Source organism: Rhodobacter sp. NSM (genome assembly GCF_052244495.1).
Taxonomy (GTDB): domain Bacteria; phylum Pseudomonadota; class Alphaproteobacteria; order Rhodobacterales; family Rhodobacteraceae; genus Cereibacter_A.
The window spans coordinates 1-25,513 of record NZ_JBQPXH010000025.1 but is presented as its reverse complement, the minus strand read 5'-3'; the positions used below and the strand labels follow the sequence as shown (position 1 = coordinate 25,513).

20 protein-coding genes and 4 pseudogenes are annotated in these 25,513 nt (G+C 62.5%); 18 read left to right on the top strand and 6 right to left on the bottom strand.

What is annotated here, in order from left to right; translation table 11 throughout:
• Positions 1 to 2 precede the first annotated feature (2 nt).
• A complete protein-coding gene (locus ACTVZP_RS21145; protein WP_443214128.1) occupies positions 3 to 389 on the bottom strand; it encodes an autoinducer binding domain-containing protein in 387 nt (128 codons plus the stop codon).
• 641 nt (positions 390 to 1,030) lie between these two features.
• Between ACTVZP_RS21145 and ACTVZP_RS21140 the strand changes: the two genes are divergently transcribed.
• Positions 1,031 to 1,894: a DUF932 domain-containing protein gene (locus ACTVZP_RS21140; RefSeq protein WP_443214127.1), complete on the top strand. Its 864-nt coding sequence runs from the start codon at positions 1,031 to 1,033 to the stop codon at positions 1,892 to 1,894.
• 378 nt (positions 1,895 to 2,272) lie between these two features.
• Here the strand turns inward: ACTVZP_RS21140 and ACTVZP_RS21135 are convergent, their stop codons facing one another.
• Positions 2,273 to 2,698, bottom strand: coding sequence for a PadR family transcriptional regulator (locus ACTVZP_RS21135; protein WP_443214126.1), 426 nt, complete (start codon positions 2,696 to 2,698; stop codon positions 2,273 to 2,275).
• 1 nt (position 2,699) lies between these two features.
• Positions 2,700 to 2,987, bottom strand: coding sequence for a hypothetical protein (locus ACTVZP_RS21130; protein WP_443214125.1), 288 nt, complete (start codon positions 2,985 to 2,987; stop codon positions 2,700 to 2,702).
• Positions 2,988 to 3,207: 220 nt separating this feature from the next.
• On the opposite strand from ACTVZP_RS21130, the gene ACTVZP_RS21125 reads away from it, so the two are divergent.
• From ACTVZP_RS21125 to ACTVZP_RS21065, 13 genes and pseudogenes are all read left to right on the top strand, one after another.
• Complete coding sequence (locus ACTVZP_RS21125; RefSeq protein WP_443214124.1) at positions 3,208 to 3,567, top strand: DUF3768 domain-containing protein; 360 nt, start codon at positions 3,208 to 3,210, stop codon at positions 3,565 to 3,567.
• Positions 3,568 to 4,026: 459 nt separating this feature from the next.
• A complete protein-coding gene (locus ACTVZP_RS21120) occupies positions 4,027 to 4,218 on the top strand; it encodes a hypothetical protein (protein ID WP_233844376.1) in 192 nt (63 codons plus the stop codon).
• Positions 4,190 to 4,930, top strand: coding sequence for a ParA family protein (locus ACTVZP_RS21115; protein WP_233829040.1), 741 nt, complete (start codon positions 4,190 to 4,192; stop codon positions 4,928 to 4,930). The genes ACTVZP_RS21120 and ACTVZP_RS21115 overlap by 29 nt, the downstream gene beginning before the upstream one ends.
• Positions 4,931 to 4,932: 2 nt before the next feature.
• A complete protein-coding gene (locus ACTVZP_RS21110) occupies positions 4,933 to 5,955 on the top strand; it encodes a ParB/RepB/Spo0J family partition protein (RefSeq protein WP_443214123.1) in 1,023 nt (340 codons plus the stop codon).
• A 16-nt stretch (positions 5,956 to 5,971) separates the two neighbouring features.
• Positions 5,972 to 6,259 carry a hypothetical protein gene (locus ACTVZP_RS21105; RefSeq protein WP_233829036.1) on the top strand — a complete coding sequence of 96 codons (288 nt, stop codon included), beginning with the start codon at positions 5,972 to 5,974 and terminating at the stop codon, positions 6,257 to 6,259.
• 234 nt (positions 6,260 to 6,493) lie between these two features.
• Positions 6,494 to 7,048 (top strand): plasmid mobilization relaxosome protein MobC, encoded by a 555-nt coding sequence (gene mobC / locus ACTVZP_RS21100; protein ID WP_443214122.1) that lies wholly within the window; start codon positions 6,494 to 6,496, stop codon positions 7,046 to 7,048.
• Entirely contained in the window at positions 7,041 to 8,237 is a 1,197-nt protein-coding gene (locus ACTVZP_RS21095) for a relaxase/mobilization nuclease domain-containing protein (protein ID WP_443214121.1), read from the top strand. The genes mobC and ACTVZP_RS21095 overlap by 8 nt, the downstream gene beginning before the upstream one ends.
• 726 nt (positions 8,238 to 8,963) lie before the next feature.
• Entirely contained in the window at positions 8,964 to 9,320 is a 357-nt protein-coding gene (locus ACTVZP_RS21090; RefSeq protein ID WP_443214120.1) for a hypothetical protein, read from the top strand.
• A complete protein-coding gene (locus tag ACTVZP_RS21085; protein ID WP_443214119.1) occupies positions 9,317 to 11,302 on the top strand; it encodes a hypothetical protein in 1,986 nt (661 codons plus the stop codon). The genes ACTVZP_RS21090 and ACTVZP_RS21085 overlap by 4 nt, the downstream gene beginning before the upstream one ends.
• Positions 11,303 to 11,333: 31 nt before the next feature.
• Positions 11,334 to 11,627, top strand: a pseudogene (gene tnpB / locus ACTVZP_RS21080) (IS66 family insertion sequence element accessory protein TnpB); the annotation flags it as partial.
• Positions 11,519 to 11,869 (top strand): annotated as a pseudogene (locus ACTVZP_RS21075) (transposase); the annotation flags it as partial. The pseudogenes tnpB and ACTVZP_RS21075, both read left to right, overlap by 109 nt.
• Before the next feature lie 131 nt (positions 11,870 to 12,000).
• Positions 12,001 to 12,183: pseudogene (locus tag ACTVZP_RS21070) on the top strand (IS110 family transposase); the annotation flags it as partial.
• Between the two features lie 68 nt (positions 12,184 to 12,251).
• Positions 12,252 to 12,806: a transposase gene (locus ACTVZP_RS21065; RefSeq protein ID WP_443214118.1), complete on the top strand. Its 555-nt coding sequence runs from the start codon at positions 12,252 to 12,254 to the stop codon at positions 12,804 to 12,806.
• 549 nt (positions 12,807 to 13,355) lie between these two features.
• Here ACTVZP_RS21065 and ACTVZP_RS21060 read toward each other — a convergent pair.
• The 3 genes and pseudogenes from ACTVZP_RS21060 to ACTVZP_RS21050 form a co-directional block, all read right to left on the bottom strand.
• On the bottom strand, positions 13,356 to 13,799 hold the full coding sequence (locus ACTVZP_RS21060) for a hypothetical protein (protein ID WP_443214117.1): 444 nt from the start codon (positions 13,797 to 13,799) through the stop codon (positions 13,356 to 13,358).
• 233 nt (positions 13,800 to 14,032) lie between these two features.
• Positions 14,033 to 15,214 (bottom strand): Fic family protein, encoded by a 1,182-nt coding sequence (locus ACTVZP_RS21055; RefSeq protein WP_443214116.1) that lies wholly within the window; start codon positions 15,212 to 15,214, stop codon positions 14,033 to 14,035.
• Between the two features lie 143 nt (positions 15,215 to 15,357).
• A pseudogene (locus ACTVZP_RS21050) lies at positions 15,358 to 15,467 on the bottom strand (transposase); the annotation flags it as partial.
• 169 nt (positions 15,468 to 15,636) lie between these two features.
• Here ACTVZP_RS21050 and ACTVZP_RS21045 point away from each other — a divergent pair.
• Genes ACTVZP_RS21045 through ACTVZP_RS21030 form a run of 4 tightly spaced genes read left to right on the top strand, consistent with a single transcriptional unit; the run spans position 15,637 to position 25,409 of the window.
• Positions 15,637 to 19,236 carry a Druantia anti-phage system protein DruA gene (locus tag ACTVZP_RS21045; RefSeq protein WP_443214115.1) on the top strand — a complete coding sequence of 1,200 codons (3,600 nt, stop codon included), beginning with the start codon at positions 15,637 to 15,639 and terminating at the stop codon, positions 19,234 to 19,236.
• 10 nt (positions 19,237 to 19,246) lie between these two features.
• On the top strand, positions 19,247 to 19,486 hold the full coding sequence (locus tag ACTVZP_RS21040) for a hypothetical protein (protein WP_443214114.1): 240 nt from the start codon (positions 19,247 to 19,249) through the stop codon (positions 19,484 to 19,486).
• Between the two features lie 6 nt (positions 19,487 to 19,492).
• Positions 19,493 to 20,737: a hypothetical protein gene (locus tag ACTVZP_RS21035; protein ID WP_443214113.1), complete on the top strand. Its 1,245-nt coding sequence runs from the start codon at positions 19,493 to 19,495 to the stop codon at positions 20,735 to 20,737.
• On the top strand, positions 20,730 to 25,409 hold the full coding sequence (locus tag ACTVZP_RS21030; protein WP_443214112.1) for a helicase HerA-like domain-containing protein: 4,680 nt from the start codon (positions 20,730 to 20,732) through the stop codon (positions 25,407 to 25,409). The genes ACTVZP_RS21035 and ACTVZP_RS21030 overlap by 8 nt, the downstream gene beginning before the upstream one ends.
• The last annotated feature ends 104 nt before the right edge of the window (positions 25,410 to 25,513 follow it).

Below are 25,513 nucleotides of genomic sequence, written 5' to 3'. Positions count from 1 at the left end.
GGTCAAAATTGGACGCCGATCACCCCGCCTGGAGGGTCAAAGTTGCACGCCGAAACACAGGCGGACAGGCTCACCACGCAGCCGAACCGCAAGGCGTGGCTTCGGTATGCGGCCAGCACACCCACCGTATCCACGAGGCAGATGGCGCTCCAGCGGATCGTTCCCTCCGTCCGAATGGCCCAGTGCATCAGGGGATCTCTCAGCGCATAGCCGGCCGCCGTGTAGGTCTCGATCCATGCAGTCGGGAACAGGTTGTGCTCTTCCTCAGGCGCGAAAAAACCTATGCGCAAGGCGACGTAGGCCCCCGCTGGTGCGATGGTCGCAAAGAACTGAACAGGGGCCGCGGGATTGGGACACGCAGGCAGCAACAGGGCTTCTTTATCGGCCATCTCTCGCCTGAAATGGTGGCATTCGACGTCAGTGTACGGAAATCATTGTCTTATTGCATCTGGCTGGGCTGGGCAAATTCCGCGCAATGCGCGGAACCGCGCCCTGAGGCTCCGGCCGCCGGCGCGGCCTCCGCCCCGAGCCGGACCGCCCTGCCCTTCGTGCGCCCCCGTGTGCCGCGCGATCCGTCTCTCCGAGCCAGCTCGCGCGGCGGGCGCATGGTCGGCCAGAACGCCCGTCTCGGCCCTTGCGGGTAAGGGTCGCTTTTGCGGGGGGGGCGAGCCCGCAGGCGGGCTCAAGCTCGGAGCAGCCGCGCCGTCCAGGCGTCGCGAAAATGATTTTCATTCATCTGATCCGCCTGACATCCCCGGCTCCGGATGAACAGGGGCTGGGGTGCCGCGCCGGGCGTGTCAGCCTCCGTCTCCGGAAATCGGCTCCCCCCACGCGGTCGCGCGGGTGCCCCCCAATTTCCTCCACCTCCGGCCCCCTGTCTCATCCAGCCCCGGGGCCGCAGGCCGGGCTATGCCCTCCCCGCTCTGTCCTCCGGGAAACACGCGGTGTTTCCGGAAAGCCAGTTCGGGAAGGCCGCGCCCACTGGCGGATGCGGGCAAAGACCCCGACGCCCCTCACCAAGGAGACGACCATGGGCTATCAGCATTACATGCGCGGCATGACCAACGGCGGGTCGGTGTTCAGCCGAGGCGAGCCGCTGACCAATGCCGAGCTTCACGCGCGTGTCCCGTCGATCTTTGCGACCGAGGCGCACGAGAGCCGCAGCGCCCGGTTTGCTCCGGTTCCGACCGTGACTGTGCTGGACGGGCTGCGTGCCGAGGGCTTCGAGCCGTTCATGGCGCAGCAGGCCCGCACCCGCGTAGCCGGCAAGGCCGAATTCACCAAGCACATGCTGCGCCTGCGCCATCGCGGCATCGTCAATCAGGCCGGCGAGGCGTTCGAGGTGGTGCTCGTCAACGCCAATGACGGGACCAGCGCCTATCAGATGATCCCGGGGTTCTTCCGCTTCGTCTGCGCCAACGGGCTTCTGGCCGGCGACACTTTCGAGGAGGTAAAGGTCCGCCACTCGGGCAACGCCATCCACGAGGTGATCGAGGGTGCCTATCGCGTGCTCGAGGACGCGCCGCGCGTGGCCGATCAGGTGCAGCGCTTCAAGTCGATCCGGCTGCAGGACGCCGAACGCGAGATCCTCGCCGAGGCCGCGCACAGCCTGCGGTTTCCTGCGGCGGCGGAAGGAAGGGCAGCACCCGTCGACCCCCCTGCCCTTCTGCGTCCTCGCCGTTCGGAAGATCGCGCCACCGACCTCTGGACCGCGTTCAACGTGGTGCAGGAGAACACGCTGCGCGGCGGGATGCGTGGCCGGATCCAGACCGAGAGCGGTGCCATCCGCCGCCAGAGCGTCCGCGAGGTGGCCGGCATCGATCAGTCCCGAGCCCTGAACCGCGCGCTCTGGATGCTGACCGAGCGTATGGCTGACCTGAAGGCTGCAGCATAAAAATACGTCGAGGCAGCCTCCGCGCGAACTTTTGGCAGTTGACGTTGTGCCGACGTGAACGAAGAAGATGCGGAGCCCGCTAGGGGCTCCGCCGAAAGGCAACTGGGAGGAGTGGGACGAGGATCTGGCCGATGATCTGGAATTCGATTGCGCGTGCCTCTCTATTAATCCGTAACTCCCCAAAGTCGGACGGCTTTTACTACCCACCAACCGATCCGCTTGGTAGCGGCGAGCGAGTAACCCAGTGCCTCACGGCGAGCTACTCTCAAGGCAGCCTTCCGGCCACCACGACGTTGGGCCTTCAGGAACTGCCGGTGTAGCGATACACGCCACTCCGAGCACTCTCTTGACGGCCATGTTGCCACATAAAGTGGAGTCTTAACCCACCACGGGAGTGGGGTCTTCTGCTTTCGCGCCACGGAACCTTCCTTCCATTTGCGCGTCAGTTCCAGCATTCGAGTTAACGGCGCCCCCACCCGGTTCCAACGCCCTCTTCCCTGACGCTGTCAGAGTGTAGAGTTTGTGGGGCCGCCCTCTCCGGCTGTCCGAGGGCGTATCTTTTGCCTCCAAATCGGCGTTCCGTTCCGCGATCAGGCCACGAGCGTCAAGCCGACGGAGTGCGATGTAGGTCTGAGCATCACTGACATCGTGACCAAGCCGTTCACGGAGATAGCCAGCAATCCCCACGCCATAAGCAAGTTCGGTGTGATCGCGGATGATTTGAAGGATTTCCGCTTGCACCGGACCCACTTTAAGTGGGGTGTCTGCTCTTGGCCTGCCGAGGCCCAAAAAGCGTCCCAGCATGTCAAAGCCACCCTCCGCCCTCCGCCGCAGCAGGAGGGAAGTGAGCCACTTTTGCATCTGACATCGCGGTGACCAACATGGCCCGATCTGCGGTCACGCCGAGCGCTGCTCCCGACATCTCGACGACCAACTTGCCCTGATCGGCGGTCGCGTCGAGCGCTTCTCCGGACATCTCGGCGACCAACGTGGCCTGATCGGCGGTCATGTCGAACGGTTGTCTCGACATCTGGACGACGAAAATGGCCTGATCGGCGGTCATGCCGAGCGCTGCTCCAGTTCCGGTAGTCATTTGAATCTCCACTTCTTCCAAAGTTTCAGGGAGAACGCGCCTTAGCGCTTCTCGCGCAGCAGTATTGCTGACGCCCTTCTAAGGTAGGAAGTGGTAGGTTATTCGTCAACTGTAAATGGTAGGAAATTAATAAGCCACTGTAAGCAAGAAAGAAAATAACATGTGAGGCGGGCGCGGGGGGGCAATGGCCTAAGGCCCGTCGACGTCTTGTGAGAGCGCCGTGGATGTGGCACGGGCAGCGCTGATAGGCCAGCAGAACGACCGCTTTCGCACCACATGGGGCGCCGACTTCACCATCTCCGGCCGGATTGTCATGACGCGCGGTGTTGCGGATCTCGGTTTCACGGCGCATGTGGCGATCATGGCGGCGGTCCAGCGATTTGCCAGCTTCACCGAGGACAACGATCCGTATGGCACTCGTGACTTCGGCATCTTCAGCGTTATGGTCGAAGGGCAGGAGGTGAGGCTCTACTGGAAGATCGATCTCTACGATGCGGCCTATCAGTTCGGCAGCGACGCCGCCGCTGACCCGCGCAAGACCCGAAGGTTGCCGACACTCCTGCTTCCCGAGGAATACTGACCGCGGCGGCCCCTTCGGGGGGCGTTTTCTCGATGGCGGCACCCCATGCTCCACGGCGTCTGGCGGCAGTCATGCTACCGATCCTTGGCAAAAAATCAGGCCGGGGCTGTCGCCCCGGCCCTCACCTTCGCGGTCATCGGCGTCCCCGCCTGTACCGCACAATCCTTGTAGCATGAAACAACCCGAGCGTGAATCCCCGAGCACCTAAGCCCGAAGCTGCCGCGCTCGCTTCAGCGAAGACACAACCCGCCTGCTCAAGTCGCGTCCCAGCATGTGGCACGGTGCCACTAATCAGCGCTGTGCTGCGCGTGGCGCAACTTCTCCTTTCTATATGTAAGTATGTATGTATATACTGCCTCTGACTTTGAGCGCCGCGTCTTGAAAAGCCATCTCTTGCTCGGAGCATCTTGGGGCTGAGGCGCCTGTATCAGCAGGAGCGTTGGCGAAAGGGAGGCCTGCATGGCAAGCACGCCAACGCGCTTGTTCTCGATGAATATGCCGGTCTCGCTGCACCGCGCGCTCAAGCGCGCGGCTGTCGAGCGAGACAAGTCCATGGGCGAGATCGTTGTGGACGCCCTCAAGCAATGGGGCCTTGAGCCCCTGGAAGAAGAGGATTCGGGCAGTGAAGAAGATCGTAGTCGTCAACAATAAGGGCGGCGTTGGAAAGACCACGGTCGCCTCGCAGCTTGCCTTTCACCTGGCGGAAGCCGGTCACTCGGTCATCGCAGTCGATCTTGACGGGCAGAAGAACCTCACCACCGTCATGCACGGCCAGAAGGTCGGCGGGCAGACGCTGCAGATGATCGAGACGGGTGAAGCGCCCGCCATCACGGTCCAGCCGGGTGAGATCGTTCTGGTGGAGAGCAGCGATGAACTGCCGGTCAGCACTGACGATGCCATCCTTCAGCGCTCGGCGCAGGCGATCGCGGGGCTCGACGGGGCCGACTTCTGCGTCATCGATACGCCGCCAACCTTCTCGGCCACGGTGTATGGCGCGCTTCTTTCCGCCGACTTCATGCTCTCGCCCATCGAGCTCAAGAGGTTCTCGCTCGACGGGATCGAGGCGGTGCTGAAGGCTTTCGTCCAGGTTCAAGAGATCAACGAGGGCATCCAGTTCCTTGGCCTGCTTCCATCCCGGTTCGATGCGGTAAAGCAATCCGAGAGAGACACGCTGCAGCAGGTTGCGGAGTCCTACTCGAACCTGATCATCCCGCACGCCATCCGGAACCGCGTGGCTTACGAGGCCGCCAGTGCGGAAGGAATGCACGTCAAGGACGTCAGCACGGCCAGCGGCAAGGAGGCCGCAGCCGAGTTCAAGGCATTCTTCCAGTGGTTCATGGCCTCCATCGGCGAAGGGAAATGACAATGGATTTGAAGAAGAAGGTCAGCAGCACCACCGCGACGCTGGAGCGGCTGAAGCAGTCGGGCCAGCTCGATGCGCTGAAGCGGCCGAAGGCTCCGGCAGCGACGGGGCCGCAGGAGATCCCGCTTGATCAGATTGTGCCCGATCCCGATCAGCCGCGGCGCAGCTTTGACCCCGACAAGCTGCGTGCTCTGGCGGACAGCATCATCGCGCAGGGTATCCTTCAGGCGATCACGGTGCGCCCGGCTGACGAGTCCGGAAAGCACATGATCATCATGGGGGAGCGGCGCTATCAGGCCGCGAAGCTCGCCGGGCTGGAAAAGATCCCCGCCGTCGTCCGGGAAGCAACCTTGGCGATCCGGCTGGCGCAGCTGACCGAGAATGTGCAGCGCGACGACCTTACCACGCTCGAGATTGCCCGCGCGGTCCTGGCCATGCGGGAAGCGGGACAGTCGCGCGAAGACATCGCTAAGGCCCTGGGGTGGAGCGAGGGCAACGTTTCGCGGTTTGCCTCCATCAACAAGATGCCGGAGGAACTGCAGCAGCTCGCGGCCGCGAACGTGCCGGTCCGTGCGATCGCCGATCTTCACGGGCTCTGGAAGCGTGACGACGAGGCGGTAAGGGCGTTCCTCGCTCGAACGAATGTGGAGGACGTGAACCGCTCCACCGTCGAGGTTCTGCGGGATGCGATCGAGAGCGGCAGGTCCGAAGTCGGAACCATGCCCTCCGTTGAAACTTCTGACCTTGGGACGGAAGGCGATGCGGCGGCTTCCGGTGTTGCGGAAACTCCATCCGGGCAGGCGGTCGAAGACCTGTTGTCGGAGGCCGGCGAGAGTGTCGGCAAGAGGGCAGGCAAGGGCAGGGGCGTCGTCATCGTCTGCAAGGTCGGCGATGCCGTGGGTCGTCTCGACCTGGCCGCAGTGCCCGGCAAGCCCAAATGTGTGGTGGTGCGTTTCGACGGGGGCGAGCGCATTGAGGAGATCCCGTTGAACGAGATTGAATTGGTGGACGTCGTGCCCCTGTAGCAACCCGGAGGAGGATATGCTTCGCGCAGCTTTCTGGAACGCGCTTGTTCTCGTGCGCGGTCCGCTCCAGATCCTCCTCAAGGTTGTGATGCTGATCCATCTGGTGGGTGGCATCGCCGGCGTCGTGGTGATCTTCACTGGAACGGGCATCCCGGACCTGGATGACACGCCGATGGTCTTCAGGATACTGGCGCCGCTCTACATGTTCGGCGTTTATGTTCTGGTAAGCTGGATCTCGGTCAAGATCGACAGCTTGATCTACGGGAGCGTGCCCGAGGGGCGGCGCGTGTTCCTGCGGTTCTGACGCCTTTCGAGCAAAGCCCACCTCGCTCGTCCTTGATCAGGGCCGGTTCTGCCGCACCTAGGTGTCTCACCTTCTTGAAATATCCTCGGGGGAAAGCGCCAAGGGCGCTTGGGGGCAGACAGCCCCCGCTACCGTTTCCGACAGGTGCGATGTGGCACCGGGCCACATTTTCGGTTCCTCTAGGTGCTAATGCAGGATAGGCTAGCCGCCAGCAACGTATACATTGCACATACCATGACCGAGAAATCCGCTGTCGTTCACGCCCGGGTCTCACCCGAAATCCGCTCTCGCCTAGAGGGGCTGGCTGCTGAGGCTGGCGTGAATATCTCGGGCGTGTTGCGGATCCTGATCGAGAGCGCGACCAAGAATGGCCCCGGCGGAGGGCCTGCATCTTTACCGTCGAAAGGGCGCCGCGAGGGCAAGGTCACCGTGCGACTGCCGGCCGAAGTTCGTGACGGCCTGGAGCGCGAAGCGAAAGGGCAGGGGGTGTCGCTGTCCACCTGGGCTGCGGCCGTGATCAGCGCTCGGACGCGGCGAGCTCCTCAACCAATCCCGAGCGAGCGGCGCACCATCCAGCGCGCCTTCCGGCAGCTTCGCGGCCTGGCGGTGAACGTGAACCAGATCGCCTATGCGCTGAACCGTGGTGTGCTGACAGGTGCGGGCGCCGCGCTCACGCGTGAGGAGGTGGCCGCGCTTCGGCACGATGTCGCGGCGCTGCGTGAGGTTCTTCGCACCTACGCCGAGGGCCGTCTTTCCTTCCAGGCTCCCCAGGAAGGCGGTGATGACTGATTTCGAGACATTTGGCGGGTTCGAGGATTGCTGGCCGCAGTATCGCGCATCCCGCAAGGTCAAGGCTCGGACGTCGGGAGTGACGGGTTCGGGCAGGCTGGCCGGCAGAAGGGGAGGGGAGGGGGGTAAGATCCTTCCCGCTGATCCCGGGCCGGTGTCGAAGGGCGCCACCCTGTCGCCTGACGACAAGTCGAGGCTTGCTCGCGTGGTCCGTCGTGCGCCGGAGGTCGTGGTGAAAGTGTCGGTGGCCGCCAAACACGACAAGCAGGGCAACCCGATCCACGTCAACCGCTCGACCGAGGCGGTGCGGGTTGCGGCGCATCTCTCCTACATCAGCCGGAACGGGAAGCTGGAGCTGGAAAATGATCGCGGCGAGGTTGCAGCCGGCCGATCAGCCGCAGCGGCGGTGTTTCGAGAGTGGGTCGACAAGCACGACGAGGACCGTGCGAATGGCATGGCCTCGGACCGGACCCGGATCACGACGAGCATGGTCTTCTCGATGCCCGGCCATGCGAGTCCCGAGGTCGTTCGCGATGCTGTCCGTGCTCTGGCCGGGCAGGAGTTCCAGGGACGACATGACTATGTGATGGCGTTGCATACCGACACGCATCACCCGCACGTTCACCTCACGGTCCGGACGGTGGGGCATGACGGCGCCAAGCTGGCGCTGCGAAAGGCAGATCTCCAGCATCTGCGCGACGTCTTCGCCCAGCAGCTTCGGCAGCGTGGCGTGGAAGCGGAATCCACCCCGCGACACGCCCGAGGCGTTCCGCGTCGCGGCGAGGCGACGCCGGTCTACAAGATCCGGCAGAGAGGGGGCAAACCCATGGCGGACTCCCGCACCCGACGCGAAGTCGAAGCAGAACTCGCCAAGAATTCTGGACGCCTTCGGGATCAACCGTGGGACGATGCCATTCTGCGGCGGCGGGGCAGGGTGATGGCCGCCTATGCCGCGGCCGCCGCGACGTTGGCACGTTCGTCTGACCCAGCGGATCAGGCGCTGGCCCGCGAGACGGAACAGTTCGCGGCTCGACTGACCGACACGGAAACCCGTCGAGCAGCCATGGCGCTGTCGATCCGCCCGGTCGAGCGTGAGGCGGCGCCGACCAGCAATCGCTCGCTTTCTGCCAGCCGGCAGCCATCACGGCGCGAAGAGAGGGACGAGAACGGCCGCGATCGTCAGCGCTGACCGACGCGGCAGGCGGGCTTTTTGTCAACCACGGCAACGGCACGACACCGGGATGCGCATTCGTGGTTCATTGTGAACACAACTGCAGGCTTTTGACCGGCATCGAGCATGCCCGCGATAAGGGGCTATTATCGCGGATGAGTTCGAGGCTCCCGCAAGGCGTGCCCTTGGCGAGGAGCCAGCTGGGGAGCGCCGCTGCAGGCCAGGCGGCAGCACCCGGCCATAGCTCGCAGTCCCGCGCATCCCCAAATCCTCCAGCTACACCATGTGCCAGAACTAGGGCATCACATCAAACTCGCACCGAGATTGCGTCAGAGCCAAATCTGCATGACGAAACATACCTTTGTGCCTTTGACGTGCAGCCGGTCCCGCAGCAGCGTCGGAGGCGAGTGGCGCTCCGGTGACGAACTTGTTCCATAGTGCGTCCTTCCATTCTCGCAGAAGGATCGCACCATCCAACCGTAGGGATCAACAATTAGGCCGGTTCCGGGCGACACTAACAAGTCCCGCCCGCCGTTCGGACTCGGCTGCGTGCTCGGGAACTCACATCCGCTCATGAGAGAACGTACTATCCTGCCCCCTCCGGCATCGGACCCCAACAGCAGTATTCGGCGCGTCCACTAGGCCGCGACACAGTGTCCTCCAAGTGTTCTTCATGACAAAGGAGCTTTTATGCTGCTTTGCTCGCATTACTTTACTGAGGCGAACGAACGACGGGGATTGTAGATGTATGAGTGGTTCTCTGATCCTGCCGTGATGAAGGTGCTTGGATTCTACGGTGGGGGTGCCGCTTCCGTCATCGGCGGATTGTGGGTCGCATTCGACAGACTCTACCTGAACACGCGTTTAGCAAAGTCGCCAGTCGCCTCAACTGCGCAACAAAGAGAGGTTTCCGGCGGACACACACACCATGTCAGCAGCGGCTCAATTTTAAGAACATCCCGGGCAGCTTGGGTCACTCTAGGGGTAGGCGTACTCGGAATAACTGCGGCAGCGATGGTTGGACATGGCTCGACGAACATTGACCATGCGGTATCTGTTGAAGGGGTCATGACAAACTCTACAATTCACATCGGCCAATGATCCGCACATCTCTCTTGGCGGCAATCATAGCGTTGCCCGCGTCAGCTCAGATTAAGGGCGATGAGCAAGTGCTGAATTGTTCCGCACTTGTGCAAAGCGACATGGTGGATAGCAGCATAAAGGTCATATGCGGTATTTCCTCCGAACAGATGGTCGAGATGATGCGACTGGCTATCTCGAAGCGCCCCGAAGACTATTCGGAGCTCTTGGCCAAGCTCGAAGCTCTTACGCCTAGAGAGGCGCAACTCAAGGCGGAATCGCTGCGTTCTTTCTTCCACATCCTGCAGCAAGATGAGGTTCCTCCCGAACATCTGCGGGACCGCCTTGTCGAAATTGCGCGGCGTCATATAAGCTTGAAGGAAGAACTCGCGGCGATTGAAGTTGCTGATCCAAATATTCAGGTTCGTCTCGATCGCGTTCAGCAGGCGCTTGATGCCGATCCGCCGCAACATGACGTCGCTAGTCGCGAGTTGGCCGAGGCAGAGGCTCTTCGGCAACGAAAATTCAATTCCGCCAACGCGCTTCTTAAGGAGCAGGCGCGAGAGATGGCTCGTCTGATGTGCTATAAGGCGAATATTGAAGCGTCCTTGATGGATCGACTTGACTCGGCGCGACTTTTTGAGGAGGCGGCTAATCTTACGCCACAGGAATACAGCAACCAAAAATGGTCGGACCTGCGCTCGGCGGCAGATATGCTTTTCGATCAAGGTCTCGTTACGGGCGATAAAGTATCACTTGAACGTGCACTTGCAATCTTGACCGACATGACTAAATCGGTTCCGCGTGTGCAAGCGCCCCTCCTATGGGCTCGTACGCAGAGTAAGCTCGGTGATACGCTTCAACTTCTAGGATCACTCGAACGTGGTCGTCGGAGATTGGATGAGGCCAGAACGGCCTATCATCACGCATTAGAGGAACTGACTCGAGACCGCGTTCCGCTGGAATGGGCGCAGGTCCAGAGTAACCTAGGCACAGTTTTACATGACCTCGGCGAGCTTGAAGAAGGAACTGACAGATTTAATGAGGCAGTTGCCGCCTTTCGGTTGTCTCTTGAGGAACAAGTTCGCGACAATGACCCGCTTCTCTGGGCGTGGACTCATGCCATGCTCGGTGACGCGCTCTCAAGTCTCGGAGAAAGCCAAAGTGGCTTACACCAGATGGAAGCTGCTATAACCGGCTACCGGATAGCACTCGAAAAGGACACGTGCGATCCTTCGCGAGTTCGCTGGAACGCGTATCATGGCCTTGGAAATGCTCTTCTAACCGTTGGTTCCCAGGACAGCGGCAGCAATCGAATAGCGGAGGCCGTGGCGAGTTTCCGCCTTGCTCTCGAAGAAAGGGCCCGCGACCGTGATCCGCTTGGCTGGGCCCGGGCGCAGGCCAGCCTGGCGAGCGCTCTCCATGTTTTGGGGCAGCGTGAAGATGACACCGGCCGGTTGAAGGAGGCTGTCGCCGCGTACCGCCTTGCTCTCGAAGAAAGAACCCGCGACCGTGTCCCGCTTGAGTGGGCCTGGACGCAGGACGGCCTCGCTGGAGTTCTGCACGCACTCGGAGAGCGTGAAGATGACACCGGCCGGTTGGAGGAGGCTGTCGCCGCGTACCGCCTTGCTCTCGAAGAAAGGACCCGCGACCGTGTCCCGCTTGACTGGGCCCGGACGCAGGACGGCCTCGCTGGAGTTCTGCACGCACTCGGAGAGCGTGAAGATGACACCGGCCGGTTGAAGGAGGCTGTCGCCGCGTACCGCCTTGCTCTCGAAGAAAGGACCCGCGACCGTGTCCCGCTTGACTGGGCAATTACTAGCACCAGTCTGGCACAGGTTGAAACCACGCTCTTCCAAAGAACGAGCGACCAAGAATGGATAGTTCAGGCAAAAAAACATGCGGCAGACGCGAGAGCGGTGTTCGTGAAAAATAACTCTGCGCGATACCTTGAGTGGAGCAAAGAAATTGTCGATCAGACCGACTTTCTATCAAAAGAATAGACGGCAAATGTTTTAATCTCGCTGCGGCCATAAAGGGCTGGCGGCGAAGGTCCAGAACGAGTTGAAGCTCGACCAGCATTCGGGGCTGAAGGTGATCTTCCGCTCCCGTCGCGGTGACCGGCTGAAGATCCTCGTCTGGGACGGCAGCGGGCTGGTGCTGATCTACAAGTTCGGGGTCCGATGCCGGGTGGGGCTGAGTAATGCGGAAGTCAAGCGGCCTTCCGGCACACCATCGACGACCCCGGCCGCTTCCGCAACGCGGCCAGCGTCGGCGCCTACCTCGGCCTCACGCCGCGACGCAAGCAGTCGGGCGAGACCGACCTGAACGGAAAGGTCTCGCGCTGGGGCGACCGGCTGCTGCGAAGCTATCTCTACGAAGCCGCGGCCGTGCTGCTTCACCGCACGAACCGCTGGTGCGCGCTGAAGGCGTGGGGCATCCGCCTCGCGAAGCGGGTCGGCATGAAGAAGGCGCAAGTCGCGGTCGCCCGAAAGCTGGCCGTCATCCTGCACTGCATTTGGACGGACGGCACCGTCTTCGAATGGGAGACCGCGAAGACTGCCGCTTGAGCGGCACTGAGATCGCAGGGCTGAAGCCATGCCTGTCATGTCCCGCCGGGACGGTGTCGCGGTGACCTCGTTGTTTCGGCTGACGCCCCCGGGACGTCGATGCACACGTTGAGGCACCCGACCGACGCGAGGCGGAGAAGCTGGCGCGCCTCTTGCGAGCGGGCGAACTGACCGAGATCTGGACACCTGACCCGGCCCATGAGGCGATGCGGGATCTGGTGCGGCTGAGGGAATCCGCCGTGCGGGACCGGACGCGAAAGCGCCAGGAGATCCGCTCGTTCCTGCTCCGCATGGGCGGGTCTATCCCGGTCTGAAGGCCTGGGGGACGAAGTATTTCAAATGGCTGCAGAACATCCGCTTCGACTACCCCGCCCAGCATGCCGTGCTGCAGGAGATGATCCTCGCCGAGAGCCAGTGTCGCGAGCGGGTCGGGCGGCTCGAAAAGGCCATCGAGGACAGCCTGCGCGACTGGCATCTCGCCCCGATCGTCGAGCGCCTGCAGGCCCTGCGCGGCGTCAGGCTGATCTGTGCGGTCACGTTCATGGTCGAGATCGGCGACGTGCGAAGGTTCGCCAACCCGCGCCAGCTGATGGCCTATCTGGGCCTCGTGCCGTCCGAGCGTACCACCGGCGAAAGCGTGCGACGCGGCTCCATTACCCGCACCGGCAATGCCCGCGGCCGGCGCGTGCTGGCCGAGAGCGCCTGGACCTACCGGTTTCCTGCAAGGGTCGGAACCCGGAAGTACCTCGAAACACGCCACCTGCCGGAGGCCGTGCGGGATATCGCCTGGAAGGCGCAGGCGCGCCTTACCAAGCGGTATCGGACGCTGGTCGCCAACGGCAAGAAGACTACCGTCGCCATAACGGCGATCGCGCGCGAACTCGCCGCCTTCATGTGGGCCATCGCCCGCCTTCCGGTCGCGGTCGACCCGGCATGACCCGCTGGCTCGAGGCGGCTGCGCAAGTTGGAAAGCTACGCCGCCTCGGGCCAACTCCCGCAACTCCGGACAAGCCGACGCCCGTTGTAAGAGAGGACCAGCCCCGGACGATTTCATGGACATGCGGTACCCAGCCCGCGCATCAGAGCTTGTTCACCAGCGTCCCGGACCGCGTCTCCTCCGATAGGTTCCTGAACCCAGACCCGGGAAAGCACCCGGCTCTGCCGCCATGCAGAAAGAGCTTGAAGAAGGACACCAGAGCGCCCGCTCGGCAACCTCGGACCTTCGGCGGCCGAGCATCTCGTCGCGCCAAGTCTTCAGCCCGCGCCAAGCGAGCCACGCTGCTACAGCGGCGGCCAAAACGGTGGCAATGCCGGCCCCGGCCTCGACCATATCGGCCCAACTGTCCGTTTCTATTCCCATGCCAGCCACTCAGCCCATCCCATCAGTTGAGTCCCCCAGTCTCACCCGCCAAGTTTATCGTGTAGTGGCGAGCATCCCGCAGCGGGCCACCGCCAGTGACGCCACCAGAGTGGCAGAGCCGCGGTCCTAGAGAACCAAATGTGTTGAAAGCATCCCACCATACTGGCTCCGCGTTTCTTCGGTGAGAGGTGCTGTTGTGATGTTTTTTAGATACTTAGCGGCCTCTTCAGCGGTCATGCCTGCCGTAAAGTTCACCGGATTGGTCCCATAACGGACGGTTCCTTGTTTCACCGCTGCATCAATTAAGCAACTGACTTCGCCCGCCCGGGAATCCCGTGCCGCGTTAAGGAAATTACCATCATAGACGATCCACCGCCGGCCATCATAAACGAGCGCCGAAAGAAGAGGTAGATTGCAAGATGGTCCAGAGGTCATCTGATCAAACCCGCCTTCTTGCTCACTTCTGTGAGTGGCAAAAAGCCTGACATCTGAGATGCCGTCCCTGATCCGATCCAGTAGGGCTTCCAAGTTTTGGAGCGTACTGCCCACTGTTTGTCGCGTTGCATTCATCCTCATGCCCCTCAAACAATTATTGGGTTTGTATAAGCACCCGGTAGATGATTTTAAAGTCCTCACGGCACGAGAGAGCGATCTTCGGCCGCGCGCATGGACAAACAGCGGATGCTGCCTCCCTCCCTTGGCCGGAGGGCTGCGCCCAGTGGGGCCTTGGCGAACTTTTCTGTCCTCTCCGGCAGCAGATCCCAGATGGGCTTGGGTCCGCAGATGCCGGCCGCCCCGACACATCATCCGCCCGGCAGGGGATCGGTGCCCTCGCTCAGGATGGCAAGGTAGCGGCGGTAGCCGAAGACGCGGCCGCGGCGTCGGCCGGTCACTTCCTCGACGATGCCTAGCCGCTCGAGGTCGGCAAGTGCGGCATTCACGGTGGGAGTGGAGAGGCCCGATCGCTCGACGAGTTGTTTGCTCGTGACATAGGGGTTCTGCTGCATCAGGTCGTGGATGCGCAGCACCGAGCCGGCGCGCTCGCTTTCGGCGGTAATGAGTTCCCGGTCCTGCTTGAACAACTCGACAATGCGGGTGGCGGCGTCGAAGGCCTGGTTCGCCGTCTCGGCGACGCCGTCGAGAAAGAACTCCAGCCAGGCTTCCCAGGAGCCATGCTCGCGGACTTCCTGCAGCAGCCGGTAATAGTCGGTGCGCCGCGTCTTCAGGTAGAGGCTGAGGTAAAGGAGCGGCTTGCGCAGCACGCCGTTGACGCAGAGGTAGAGCGTCACCAGCAGGCGGCCGATACGCCCGTTGCCGTCGAGGAAGGGGTGGATGGTCTCGAACTGGACGTGAAGAAGCCCCGCCTTGATCAGCGCCGGCAGCCGCGACTGCTTCTCGTGCATGAAGGCTTCGAGAGCGCCGAGGGCCGCGTCCAGTTCGGTGACGGGCGGTGGGACGAACAGGGCGTTGCCCGGCCGACTGCCGCCAATCCAGTTCTGTGAACGCCGGAACTCGCCCGGATTCTTGGTGCCGCCGCGGCCGCTTTGCAGCAGGCGGGCGTGCATTTCGCGAATGAGGCGGAGCGAGAGCGGCAAGTCACCGAGGCGCTCGAGCCCGAACATCATGGCGTCCACATAGTTCGAGACCTCGCGGATGTCGTCGATCGGCTCGCCCGCCTGCGCGTCAGTCTCGAAGCGGAGTAGGTCCGTCAGGGTAGACTGCGTACCCTCGATCTGCGATGAGAGCACCGCCTCCTTGCGGACATACATGTAGAGGAACAGTTCCTGCCGCGGCAGGAGCATGGTGATGCCGTCGAGCCGCCCCAGCGCCCGTTCGGCGAGGCTGAGGCGCTCGAGCAGCGACAGGACGTCGATCGACGGGTCGGGCGGCAGCGGCGGCGGCACGAAAGCGCGGACAATCTCGCCCGCGACCGGCGTTTCGACGAACCGGCCGAGCCGGGTGTTGGGGAGGGGAGTATCGACCATGACGGCACCATGGTTGACTCTCGTATTTCAAGCAAGGGCTGGTTTGCTTTAATAAGTTGACCGCCAAGGTAAGCCGCCTTAAACAAGGGTTCGGCGCCTTCGACAGTGGGTTGTGTCCGGGGGGCGTGGAGTAGGGCCGCCGACCCCTCGCGGACCTTCACGTAGGCGGCGTCGAGCCAGAGATATGGCCATGCGCCGTCAAGTGGCCGCGACAGGAAGGCATCATCCACTCGTCGATTTCGGCACAGAGGCGGATATCTGGCTCTTGGACAGGCGTTGATGATGCACCATTCTATTTTGCCCGAGTTCGGTCCATTGGCGGCAGCACCTAACTAGGATAGACCTGCAGCCAAACAGGCTTACAAGACGGGCAGGCACTAGTGCGAGCGGCCGACAGGCAGGCGAGGAGGTACGAGGACGCGGTGTCGGACGACATACGTACGGGCGACTGGCGTCTGTTTTACCCGACCTTGGACACCAGCGGCGCGGCCTATGCAGAGTTTGTTCGGACCGGATCAGCCGTGCCTAGTGCAGTTCTCTCCCGCCTTTCAGCTCTCTTAAGCAAGCCCGCCACGCCGACCCACGCAGGGCTACGCCTTCAAGCCGCCGCGCTCGTTCTGCGCGATCTCCTTTCCCTCGGCTGGCAAACGATGGCTGCCAACGGCTTTCTTTACGTGCGACCGGGCGCCCCTGGCGTTCTGTCGAAATCCGCCGCGCGACGGCAGTTGGAGTTCGGGCGCGACGACCAGTTGGCGGAGCCCGCCACGCGCAGGTTCCTGCTCTCTCTGGAGCGACCTAATCGCACGTCCGGATGCCGACCTGTCACAGACCTAATCGCTGACGGGCGCGTGCTGGCCGAGGAGTTGCAGGCTGCGGCGCTTCTCGATGATGCGGCCCGGAGGGACGCCGCGCTCGCCGAGCTATGTCAGCCCTACCTTCAACTCGTCACGCCGGATGCTCGAGACGAGTACACCAACCTGCGTCTGATGGACGTGTGGCGGTATTTCCGCCACACTTGGGCAACGCGCTATCGGAGTTCGCCGGGACGTAATCTGTTCTACCTGATCCGCGATGCCGCTCGACCCAATCATCCGGTGATAGGGATCACCGCGCTCGGCAATACCGTCATGCAACTGACTCCGCGTGACGCTGCGATTGGCTGGACCATCGATGGTCTCAAGAAGTCCATCGCTGATCGACGTGTCACCGACAGTGAGTTGCTGTGTGCGTTCCGAAGCCGGGTCGAGGAGGATTACGCGGACGTTTTTGTCGACGACCTTCCCGTCCCGCAAGCTTTGCCTATGGTAGTGGACGACGCCGTGCTGGAGCGCTTGGAGGTCATCGAGCGGCAGGCTGTGGGCGAGCGAGCCGATCGGTTGCGTGAGAGCGATCAGGATGAGAGCGTCGCCGAGCGCGTGCTCAACGTTGATCAGGTCGATCTTCAGCGCCTTGCGCGATCCCCCCTATTCCGGGCGAAACGAGCTCGTCTCGTGCGCGAACTGCTCCGGGTGCACCGCGTCCTAAACCAAGCGAGTTCGGTCGAAGCGTTGTTGGCGTCCCCTTCCGGTGAGTGGGCCATCAACCAGTTGCTTCGGCAACTCAAGAAGCGGTTCTCGGCAACCAGCATGATGGAGATCACGGTGTGCGGAGCCGTGCCTCCGTACAACCATCTACTTGGCGGCAAGCTGGCCTGCCTGATGATGCTGAGCCCTCGTGTCCGACGCGACTACGATGAGCGGTATCGGAACACCTACAGCATCATTGCAAGTCAGATGGCTGGCCGGCCCGTCATCAAGCCGCCGTGCTTGGTGTTCCTGGGGACCTCAAGCCTCTATCCGGGGCGCTCGTCGCAGTACAATCGGGTCCAACTTCCGCCTGGCACTTGCGATGGCCAAGGCATGGCAGCGATGTATCGGGAACTGGGCGCCTCGGAGGGGTACGGGTCCCCCAATCTCAGCAGCGAAACCGAGGCCGTTCTTGAGACGCTGGCGAGTCAGGCGCGCGATTTTCGGAATGTGAATTTCGTGTTCGGCGAGGGTCAGAGCCCAAAGTTGCGGCAATTGCGCGAGGGTTTCGCGGCTCTGGGGCTCAACCGCTCCAACGTTCTCAATCACGGCACCCGACGGATCATCTATGGGATCGATCTTGTCGAGAACTCGACGCGGTTCCTGCTCGGGGTCGACGAGGAGCCTCGCTTCCTGATTCCCGATCGGGACGGCGCGGAAGAGCAGATCGCGGCCTTCTGGCGTCGGCGCTGGCTCGCCGCGCGGCTTGCCTACCGTCCCGCGCTGGACGCCGTGGCGACGTCGTCGCCGTTGAAGGAACGTGTATCCCGGCTGATCCCGGATCCGGGCGATGCGAGACAGCCAGACCTGCTGAAACGAGTACAACAAGAGGAACGTTCGATGTCGTCGGTGGTGGAAGACGAGAAACTGGCCCACATCCGACGCCTATACCGAGATGAGACTGCCTACAGCGACGAGGTCAAGATAGGCCGGCTGCGCGAGATGAACATCGCCACTAAAGTCGACGAGGTCGTGCGTCGGATCGTGCGGGCAGGTGGTTCCGTCGTCATCACGGGCAATGCAGGGGATGGCAAGACCCACACGATCCGTCTTTTGGAGCGTGATCTGAAGGCGGCCAACGCGCGTGTCGTCGTCGACGCCAGCGCCGAGTCTCAGGAGGACATCATCGCCAAATGGGGCGAGGCCCGTGAGGCCGGGGCCCCCTTCTGCATAGCGATCAACGAAGGCCCGCTTATTGAACTCATCCGCAGTCAGGCGAAGCGAGCGCCTTGGCTGGAGGAAGTCCAGCAGCAACTCCTGAGCCTCGTCACCTACGTTCCCGTCGACGAGGAGGTCGAAGAGAAGTACCTGCCCCGGCCGGGGTCCACGGTGGTCCTTGACCTCAGCCTACGCCGAACGCTGGCGCCGGATCTGGTGGGCCGCATCATCGACAAATTGACCGACGACGTCTGGTACGAGAACTGCGCCGCTTGTCCTCATGTCGCGTCCTGCCCGGTTCACGTGAACCGGATGATGCTGAGAAATCCTCAGGTGAAGCAACGAACGGTCGATCTGCTCGATCGGGTCGGGCAGCGAGGGCTGCGCGCGACCTTCCGGGAAGCGCTCGCCTATGTCTCCCACCTGATCTTCGGTGGGAAGACATGCGCCGAACTCATGACGGAGGGTCCCTCGGAATTCACGCGATATTCCTGGCTGGCCTTTGAAGGACAGGGTGCCATCTTCGATCACATCGAAGCGGGGCTGGACCCTGTCCGGCAAACGGACCCCCGAGTGGACGAAGATCTGTGGCGCGGACGCTACGAGCCTTCCGCGTTCGCCGGCCACGACCTTTCGCCGGTTACCTCTCGGGATCTCGACGCCGTGCGGCAACAGAGCGAGCGGCAAGCGCTCGACTGGTTCACGGCACTCAAGCGCCGCTGGTACTTCGAGCACCCGAAGGGTCGGCTTCAGCATGCCAGGCGAGCGGATCGGGTCTTCGCCGATCTCCAGGATCCTGGCCTGAGCAGCCAGTTGCGTGTCGGTCGGCTCATCGCCCTGATCAACAACTGGTGGAACCGCGCCGACCGGGACCAGCAGGATCACCTTCGCCTTTGGACCCGTCTGGCCTATTCGCCGCGTGCCCAAGGCAAGGCCATGGTCTCGGGACGACAGGTCTCGAACTTGCGACTTCAACTCTTCAAACCCCGGCTGTCCCCCGCTTTGCGTTCCGCCTTCGGAAGTCAGACGGTGGATCATCTTCTTCTGGCCCCCCCCGACAACGTGCGGTTCGCCAACCTCGTCATCGACCAGCGATTGCTGCTGCACCTGATGTCTGTGGGAGCGGCGGAAGCCACCGATGACCTGGAGCGACGGCTTGGGCGATTCAACGATGCGCTGGCCCAGCACGCCGAGGTAAGTTCCCACGTTCGCACCATCGAGATGCTCGATCCCGAGTCGGAACTGCACGTACGGGTTCGAGTCGACCTGGCACAACGCCGCTACGACAACGCGCAGTAAGGCGAACATCATGCAGCCACTTCTCCACGAAGCGATCGGCAAGGAACTTCGCCGGCGTCACGGTCTCGGAATGATGGAAGGCAAGTTGAAGCCCGTTCATGTCGCAAACGCGCTCATGCGGGCGGAGCACGGAACGGTGGGCCGGATGTCTGACCTCAAACTCCTGATGACAGCGACCGCGGCCAAGGAGACGCCCGAGGCGCGCTTGAGGGCCGCTCAGAAGATGGTGGAAACAAGCAGGGATCGCTGAGGTCGGTTGGGCGAGGAGCAAGATCTGCGGCAATCTCTGCTGGTCACACACGTTCTTCCGCTGCTGCGGACGATCTTGGCCACCGATGCCGCGGCGTTCGGCACCTCGCCCGACCAGTCGTCGTTCTCCTCACCCACGGCGCTCACGGTCACCGGTGACCCGTCCGACGATCATGCCGGCGAGTTTATCCATCGCCTCTGGAGCGGTCTCGACGAAACGGGACGCCTGGAGGTCCTCGATCTGTTCCGGGACGTGAGCGCGTCCGACAAGAGCGTCGCCGACGTGGACGACCTGACGGCCGTGCTCATTCCACTCGCCGATGAGACACGGCCGCGTCGGCCGGCCGACTGGATCTACAAGGATCTCACGGCCGAGCGCCCCTCCGCGATCGCCGAGGCACTTCGAGCCGCAGCCGTGAACCTCGGGACTTACGAGAAGCACGCGCGACCCAACCCGATCGCGTCCTTGCAGCGGATTGTGACGCTCGCGTCGATCAGCATCTTCTTTCATGCTGCGTCCCGAGCCGCGGAATGGGGTGGGATGCCACCCCGGCTCCTGCTTCTGGACTCAAGCGGGACCAAGCACTCGCCCGTTGCCGATGCCAGCGAGTTGCTGGTGATGCGGCTCATGGACGACAGCCGCTCCTATATGGCCAAGGTTCTTGCAGACATCCTTGTCAGCACGGGCGTGGACTGGAAAATCGATCCCGGTCAGGCGCTCGCCGAACTGGCGCGCTCGGGTGGCAAGAAGAGCCAATCCTACGACTCGAAGATGCTCGCTGAAACCTTGGCGGAGATCACCGACACGGGCTCCGACGTTGCCGATGAGTTGCCCCTGAGGCTTGTGGAACTACTGGACGGCAGTTCTGGACGCAGCCTGGACGGCTTTTTGCGCCTGTTCGGGGTCCGCTCCGGTCTCCTCTATCCGCAGCAGAAGAACCCCAACAAGCGCTTGGTCCCGGCTGATAGAACTCTTGAGGTCCTGGTGATCAGCACTTTCGATACCGTGGCTCGGCAACTCGAATTCCGCGACTTCCTGGCCGCGCTTCATCGGCGGTGGGGGATCGTGGTCGGTGGTCGGCCCGAGGACGCGGTCCTGCTCAGCGAAGCTGGCGCAACCGTCGACAGCGCGAGCCTTGCCGAAAATAGCGAGCGCTTTCTGACTCGGCTCGAGGCCTTGGGGCTAGCCCGACGCCTGGCCGACAGCGTCGCCGTCGTGGGCGTGATGGAGAATGAGAGAGCCCATGGCTGAGATGATGACGGTTGCCGAGCGGATCAGCGCGGTGCTGGTCGAGGAACTGCGGGATGCTGCGCAGCGCGCTGAATTTGGCGTCGTGGTTCGGGATGTCAAACCCCTCGACTATGCCTGCCTGGTCGAGGTCGCTGGCCCAGTTGCCGGCCGCTTGAATACCATCCGGCTCGCGTTGGTCGATCAGGTCGAAGCGGTAGAGGCCGCGCTCGGTGCTCGATCGCATAAGGCCGACGTGCTCACGGCGCGTGAAGAGGTCGCCGTACAGTGGCGGAACAAGCAACTGCGCACTATCGCCGTGGTGACCGACCGACCCTTGTCCAAAGCAGCCTCCCTGCGGGACTTCCGCCCCATCGGTGAGGCTGACCTGATCCGACGCTTCTGTGGGCAGCAGGCGGACGCGGCCGAGGTGACTTGGCTGCGAACGCTCTGGAACGTTCTCGGGCGCAGCCCCCGCCTGCGGATCACCCTGCCAGATCTGGTCCGGTTCGCGGATGAACTGGCCGGTGCCCCGCCGATGGAACGCTCTGTTATGGCGCCTCGCCGCCTGCACCTTCTTGGTCTGCTACCGGATGTGCGCTTAGCGGACGAGAAGACGGACAACCGCATTCTTCGGCGTCTTCAACTCAATCGTGACTTCGTTGACCAACTCCGCCGGGCGATTAACGAAGACTGGAGCCGCGTACGAGCCTATTGCCGCAAACTCGAAGGAACAGAGAAGGCCGATGCCAACCGTCTTCTGCGAGGTCTAAGGGAGGCTACCAAGGACGCACAGTTTGAAGCACTCGATCTCGAGGCCGCTGTTAGCCTTTGGCGCGCCAAGGCCAAGGTCGGGTCGTCCGGTACAGAAGGTGGCCTTCCCCGTGAGCCCGTGGAACGGGCAGTCAGTCGCCTGCTCATGGATGGCAAGGACACTGAACTGGCTGACGTCGCCGAGGAGATTAGCCAGATTGCGATAAGTGCGCTTGAAGATGACGCCAAGGTCGCTGACCAGGATGTCAGACGAGCTGGATCCGACACCAAGGTCAGCGTCGTCGAGACTAATCGCGACCTTCTGAACCTCGTTCGCTCCCGGTCGACTGATTCCGAGTGGGGCGGCCTTATCGAAGTGGAAAGCGATAAGCCGGAAGCACTTCTCCAAGTGGCGGGCTTTAAAGAATGGACACCGTTCCGGATCGAACCAATCCTGAAGCAACTTCGCGCGTTTGCGGCCGAGGAACTGGTCCCCACGGGACTGGTCACGGCCGTTCTACGTCTGGCCGAGTTGCGCGCCGTTCTTCTGCCCCATGCAGCTGAACTGGCCATCTCGCCAATCTCGGTGCTGGCAGGTCGTCCTGTTCTTCTGGAAACTTTGGAGCAGTACATCGCCACCTACGAGGACATGCTGCGGCTCGTATCGGCCTGCTACCAGGACATGACCGCAGCGGCCGATCTCGAGGCAGAGACGGTCCTGAGCGGGCTTCTCGCGCTCGAACTCTATGTCTACCGACGTCAGGACGAGATCGAGGCAGTAATGTCGCCCCTCCATCCTCTGTATTTGTGGCGCAGCGTGACCATCGTGCACGATGTGCGTGGCCTCGCGCACACCCTTTCGGACCGTGAGGCGCAAACGGTCGAGGAAGCCTGCGCCGATGAGATCCAGTTGCTGCAAGTTCTCGTGCTGCCACAGCAGGTCACGGGGCTCGACCAGTCAGTCATGCTTGGCCAGGCCGGAACCATCGGGCGGCTGCCCATCTTCCGCGCGGCACCTCGGGGCGTTCTCGAGCCGGATGGCGTCCGGACGGTTCCGGATATCGCCCGTCGGCTTGCGAAACTCCGGCCGTTCGCCCGGTCCGGGTTGCAGGTGGTGCTGGTCGATCCGCCACGGCCGGGCAAGTTCATCGAGGCTCTGCTCGATGAACTCGAACTCGAGCCCGAGGTCAACGATGACACGTACTGGGGTCTGCATGTGCGAGTCCGTTACACGCACGAGGACACCCGGGGGTGGGCCAACGACGTAGCCGACCTGAACGAGACCGTGCGGGAGCAACTCAGGCGGGGGGAGGAGCGCGGCCTCGTCTCTCTGAACGTCGCCTCCGAGATCATGACACCGGTCGATTTGACCCGGGAACTGACGGCAGAGCCGGCCCATCTGGCGGTCATCTTCGATCCGTTCGAGGTGCGCAGCACTCCGGTGGCGCGCGCGGGTGTCCACGACCTTAGCCCTTGGATGCCGACCTGCGAATACCGCTTCAATCGCATCCGCAAGGAAATTCAGGTCATACCGGTCGCCGAGGAGCAGGTCTTTGGCGGCTATCTAGCGGCCGCCGCGCTCCTTCACACGGCCCTTCAGCGCAGGACGCCAGCCTATATCCCCCAGGTGCGAGAGGTCCGGGATCACCTGGAGGCCATCGCCGCGCAAGCGACGTGGACAGTTCTGGCGGATCCGCACCGCGTCCCGCTGCCCCGTCTGGGCAGCGCAGAGGTGATCGCCCTGCAACTCGACGGTGGCCGCCAACTGACAACGTTCGCTCACGACTTGTCTCCGTTTGTCGGCCGCTTGGATCAGCAGCTTCGGCGTACGCACTTCCAGGCGACGACCGAGACCCTGGAGCGGCTCGTTCGTGATCTGATTGCTCTCGAGCCCAACGGCATCATCGGACTGGCGAGTTCGAGTCATGACAAGCAGGTCAAAGGCTCGCTCGGCAAACTCATCGCCATGCGATGGTACCGCCTTCAGCAGCCGAGCGGCCTGTCTGTCAGCCTGGACACGCCGAACGCCGCTCGTTGGCTCGTTGCTGGCCATCATTCCAAGGAAAAGGCGGACCTGCTTGGATTGCGCGAAGCGAATGGCGATCTTGTGGTCGATGTCATTGAGGTCAAGGCTCATGACGAGGCGCCGCCGTACACAGTCTCTGATGGCGTGATTACTGGCCACGCGGTCGGTCAGGTGCTGGCAACCTTGCAGGCTCTTGCGGAGGTGTTCACCACCGAAGCGACATCGCCCTTAGCACGACCTCGACGCGAGGTCCTGCGCGAGCATCTTTACGCAGCACTCCTCAAGGATCAGGAGCCCGAGTATGTGGAACGCTGGCACGGGCTGCTCGAGGACGCCTTTTCCGGCCGCGTGGCCGTGCGTCTGAGTGGACGCATTGTCCATGTGCAACTGGCATCGGTCGCTGATACGGCAGGTCGGACGTTTGTGAGCGCGAGTGGTATTCCGATCAGGGTCGAAACACTGTCCGCCGCCGATGTGGGGCTGGTTCTTCGTTCTACCAGCGAAGCGATCACCATCGACTCCCTGCCGGCTGCTGCCTCACAGGCCCGAGGCGTTCAAGCCGATCCGCTCAGTGCACCCGAGATGCTTCGACGTCTGCTAGCCGAGTGTCCCACGACCCCGGAATTGTCGGAACTGAGTGAAGGCGACGAAGTTCAAGCTACGGAGGATGAAGCCAACTCTGTTCCTGAGGAGCGGCCGGGTCCACCTGACGGGGTGGCTCCGCCGACTGATAGAGGTGCCGGCCTTCCCTCTCATCCGCCTGCTATGACAAGACAAGAGGCTGGAGGGTTTCTTGAAGTTCCGCTCGGGACGGAGTATCGCTCAGCGCGTCCGGTTCGATGGGCCCCTGGTCGCCAGTCGAACGGCTTTCTGCTGGTCTTGGGAGCGTCCGGATCAGGCAAGACCGAAACGTTGAAGGTGGTCGCTTCCGCTATCCATCAGTTTGGGGTTCCCGTCCTGACGTTCGATTTCCACGGAGATGTTGTATTTCCAGGAACGGACTCCAAACTTCTCTCCAGCGGGTCGGCCAGCACGATCGGGCTCAACCCGATGGAAATCGACGCACACAGCGCGGAGGAGAGCGGCCTCTACGATCAGCGTGCGGCTCTGCGGGCCATGATCCAGCGTGCCGCCCCTTCGCTTCAGCATCGGCAGTCCAGCATCCTGCGGGGCGCCTTCGAAGAGGCATATCATCGGGCCGGGATCGTGGACGAGGATACTAGCACCTGGACACGACCGCCGCCGACGTTCGGGGATGTGCAAGACATCCTCCAGGAATGGGCCGGCGATGACGCACGCCGGAGCCAGCGAGCCTCGATCGAGGGATGCCTAGCTGCGGTCCAGCAACTTTTCGATCATCCGATATTCCGGCGCACGAATCATGTCTCGGTCGACGAGTTCCTGTCGCATTCGGTCCGGCTCGATCTGAGCAAACTTCCCGACGACATTCGTTTCGTCGCGACGGAAACCTTGCTCCGCAAGTTGTTCCGAGTGCTGCGCCTGCGCGGCCCCATCCCGGTTCAACCCGCCAATGACCGGCAGCGCTTCCGTTTGTTCGTCCTGATCGACGAAGCCAAGATCCTCAGTTTGGGCGGTGGTGACCGTGATCGCTCGGATAACATCCTGAACGAGTTAGTCACAGAGGCTCGCAAGTTCGGACTTGGGATGATCCTCGCCTCGCAGATGAGCGATCACTTCAGCGAAGACGTCCGGGCCAATGCGGCGACCTGGCTGGTGCTTAAACCGATGGACATGAAGGAGGCGAGACGCAACGCCCCGAACGTCTCGGTTGAGCCACAGGATCTTCTCCAACTCGCCGGTCGAGGAGATGGTTACTATCGGGACCGGTCAGCAGGTCGAGCGCAGCGCATCCAGGTCAATTCGCTACTGGCCGTTACGTATTCTGCGGCGGGTTGACCGCCGCAGGATTACGACAAGGAATATAAAGCCGTTCCCATCGTGTCTCTGAACTGCGACGGGTTTGCCGACAACCAGGCCGACTGAACCTCCCGGAAGCAGGT

Excerpts from the sequence above, each read along its gene's own strand:
- ACTVZP_RS21145 (WP_443214128.1), bottom strand. The coding sequence starts at position 389 with ATGGCCGATAAAGAAGCCCTGTTGCTGCCTGCGTGTCCCAATCCCGCG.
- ACTVZP_RS21140 (WP_443214127.1), top strand. The coding sequence starts at position 1,031 with ATGGGCTATCAGCATTACATGCGCGGCATGACCAACGGCGGGTCGGTG.
- ACTVZP_RS21135 (WP_443214126.1), bottom strand. The coding sequence starts at position 2,698 with ATGCTGGGACGCTTTTTGGGCCTCGGCAGGCCAAGAGCAGACACCCCA.
- ACTVZP_RS21130 (WP_443214125.1), bottom strand. The coding sequence starts at position 2,987 with ATGACTACCGGAACTGGAGCAGCGCTCGGCATGACCGCCGATCAGGCC.
- ACTVZP_RS21120 (WP_233844376.1), top strand. The coding sequence starts at position 4,027 with ATGGCAAGCACGCCAACGCGCTTGTTCTCGATGAATATGCCGGTCTCG.
- ACTVZP_RS21110 (WP_443214123.1), top strand. The coding sequence starts at position 4,933 with ATGGATTTGAAGAAGAAGGTCAGCAGCACCACCGCGACGCTGGAGCGG.
- ACTVZP_RS21105 (WP_233829036.1), top strand. The coding sequence starts at position 5,972 with ATGCTTCGCGCAGCTTTCTGGAACGCGCTTGTTCTCGTGCGCGGTCCG.
- mobC (WP_443214122.1), top strand. The coding sequence starts at position 6,494 with ATGACCGAGAAATCCGCTGTCGTTCACGCCCGGGTCTCACCCGAAATC.
- ACTVZP_RS21095 (WP_443214121.1), top strand. The coding sequence starts at position 7,041 with ATGACTGATTTCGAGACATTTGGCGGGTTCGAGGATTGCTGGCCGCAG.
- ACTVZP_RS21090 (WP_443214120.1), top strand. The coding sequence starts at position 8,964 with ATGTATGAGTGGTTCTCTGATCCTGCCGTGATGAAGGTGCTTGGATTC.
- ACTVZP_RS21085 (WP_443214119.1), top strand. The coding sequence starts at position 9,317 with ATGATCCGCACATCTCTCTTGGCGGCAATCATAGCGTTGCCCGCGTCA.
- ACTVZP_RS21060 (WP_443214117.1), bottom strand. The coding sequence starts at position 13,799 with ATGAATGCAACGCGACAAACAGTGGGCAGTACGCTCCAAAACTTGGAA.
- ACTVZP_RS21055 (WP_443214116.1), bottom strand. The coding sequence starts at position 15,214 with ATGGTCGATACTCCCCTCCCCAACACCCGGCTCGGCCGGTTCGTCGAA.
- ACTVZP_RS21040 (WP_443214114.1), top strand. The coding sequence starts at position 19,247 with ATGCAGCCACTTCTCCACGAAGCGATCGGCAAGGAACTTCGCCGGCGT.
- ACTVZP_RS21030 (WP_443214112.1), top strand. The coding sequence starts at position 20,730 with ATGGCTGAGATGATGACGGTTGCCGAGCGGATCAGCGCGGTGCTGGTC.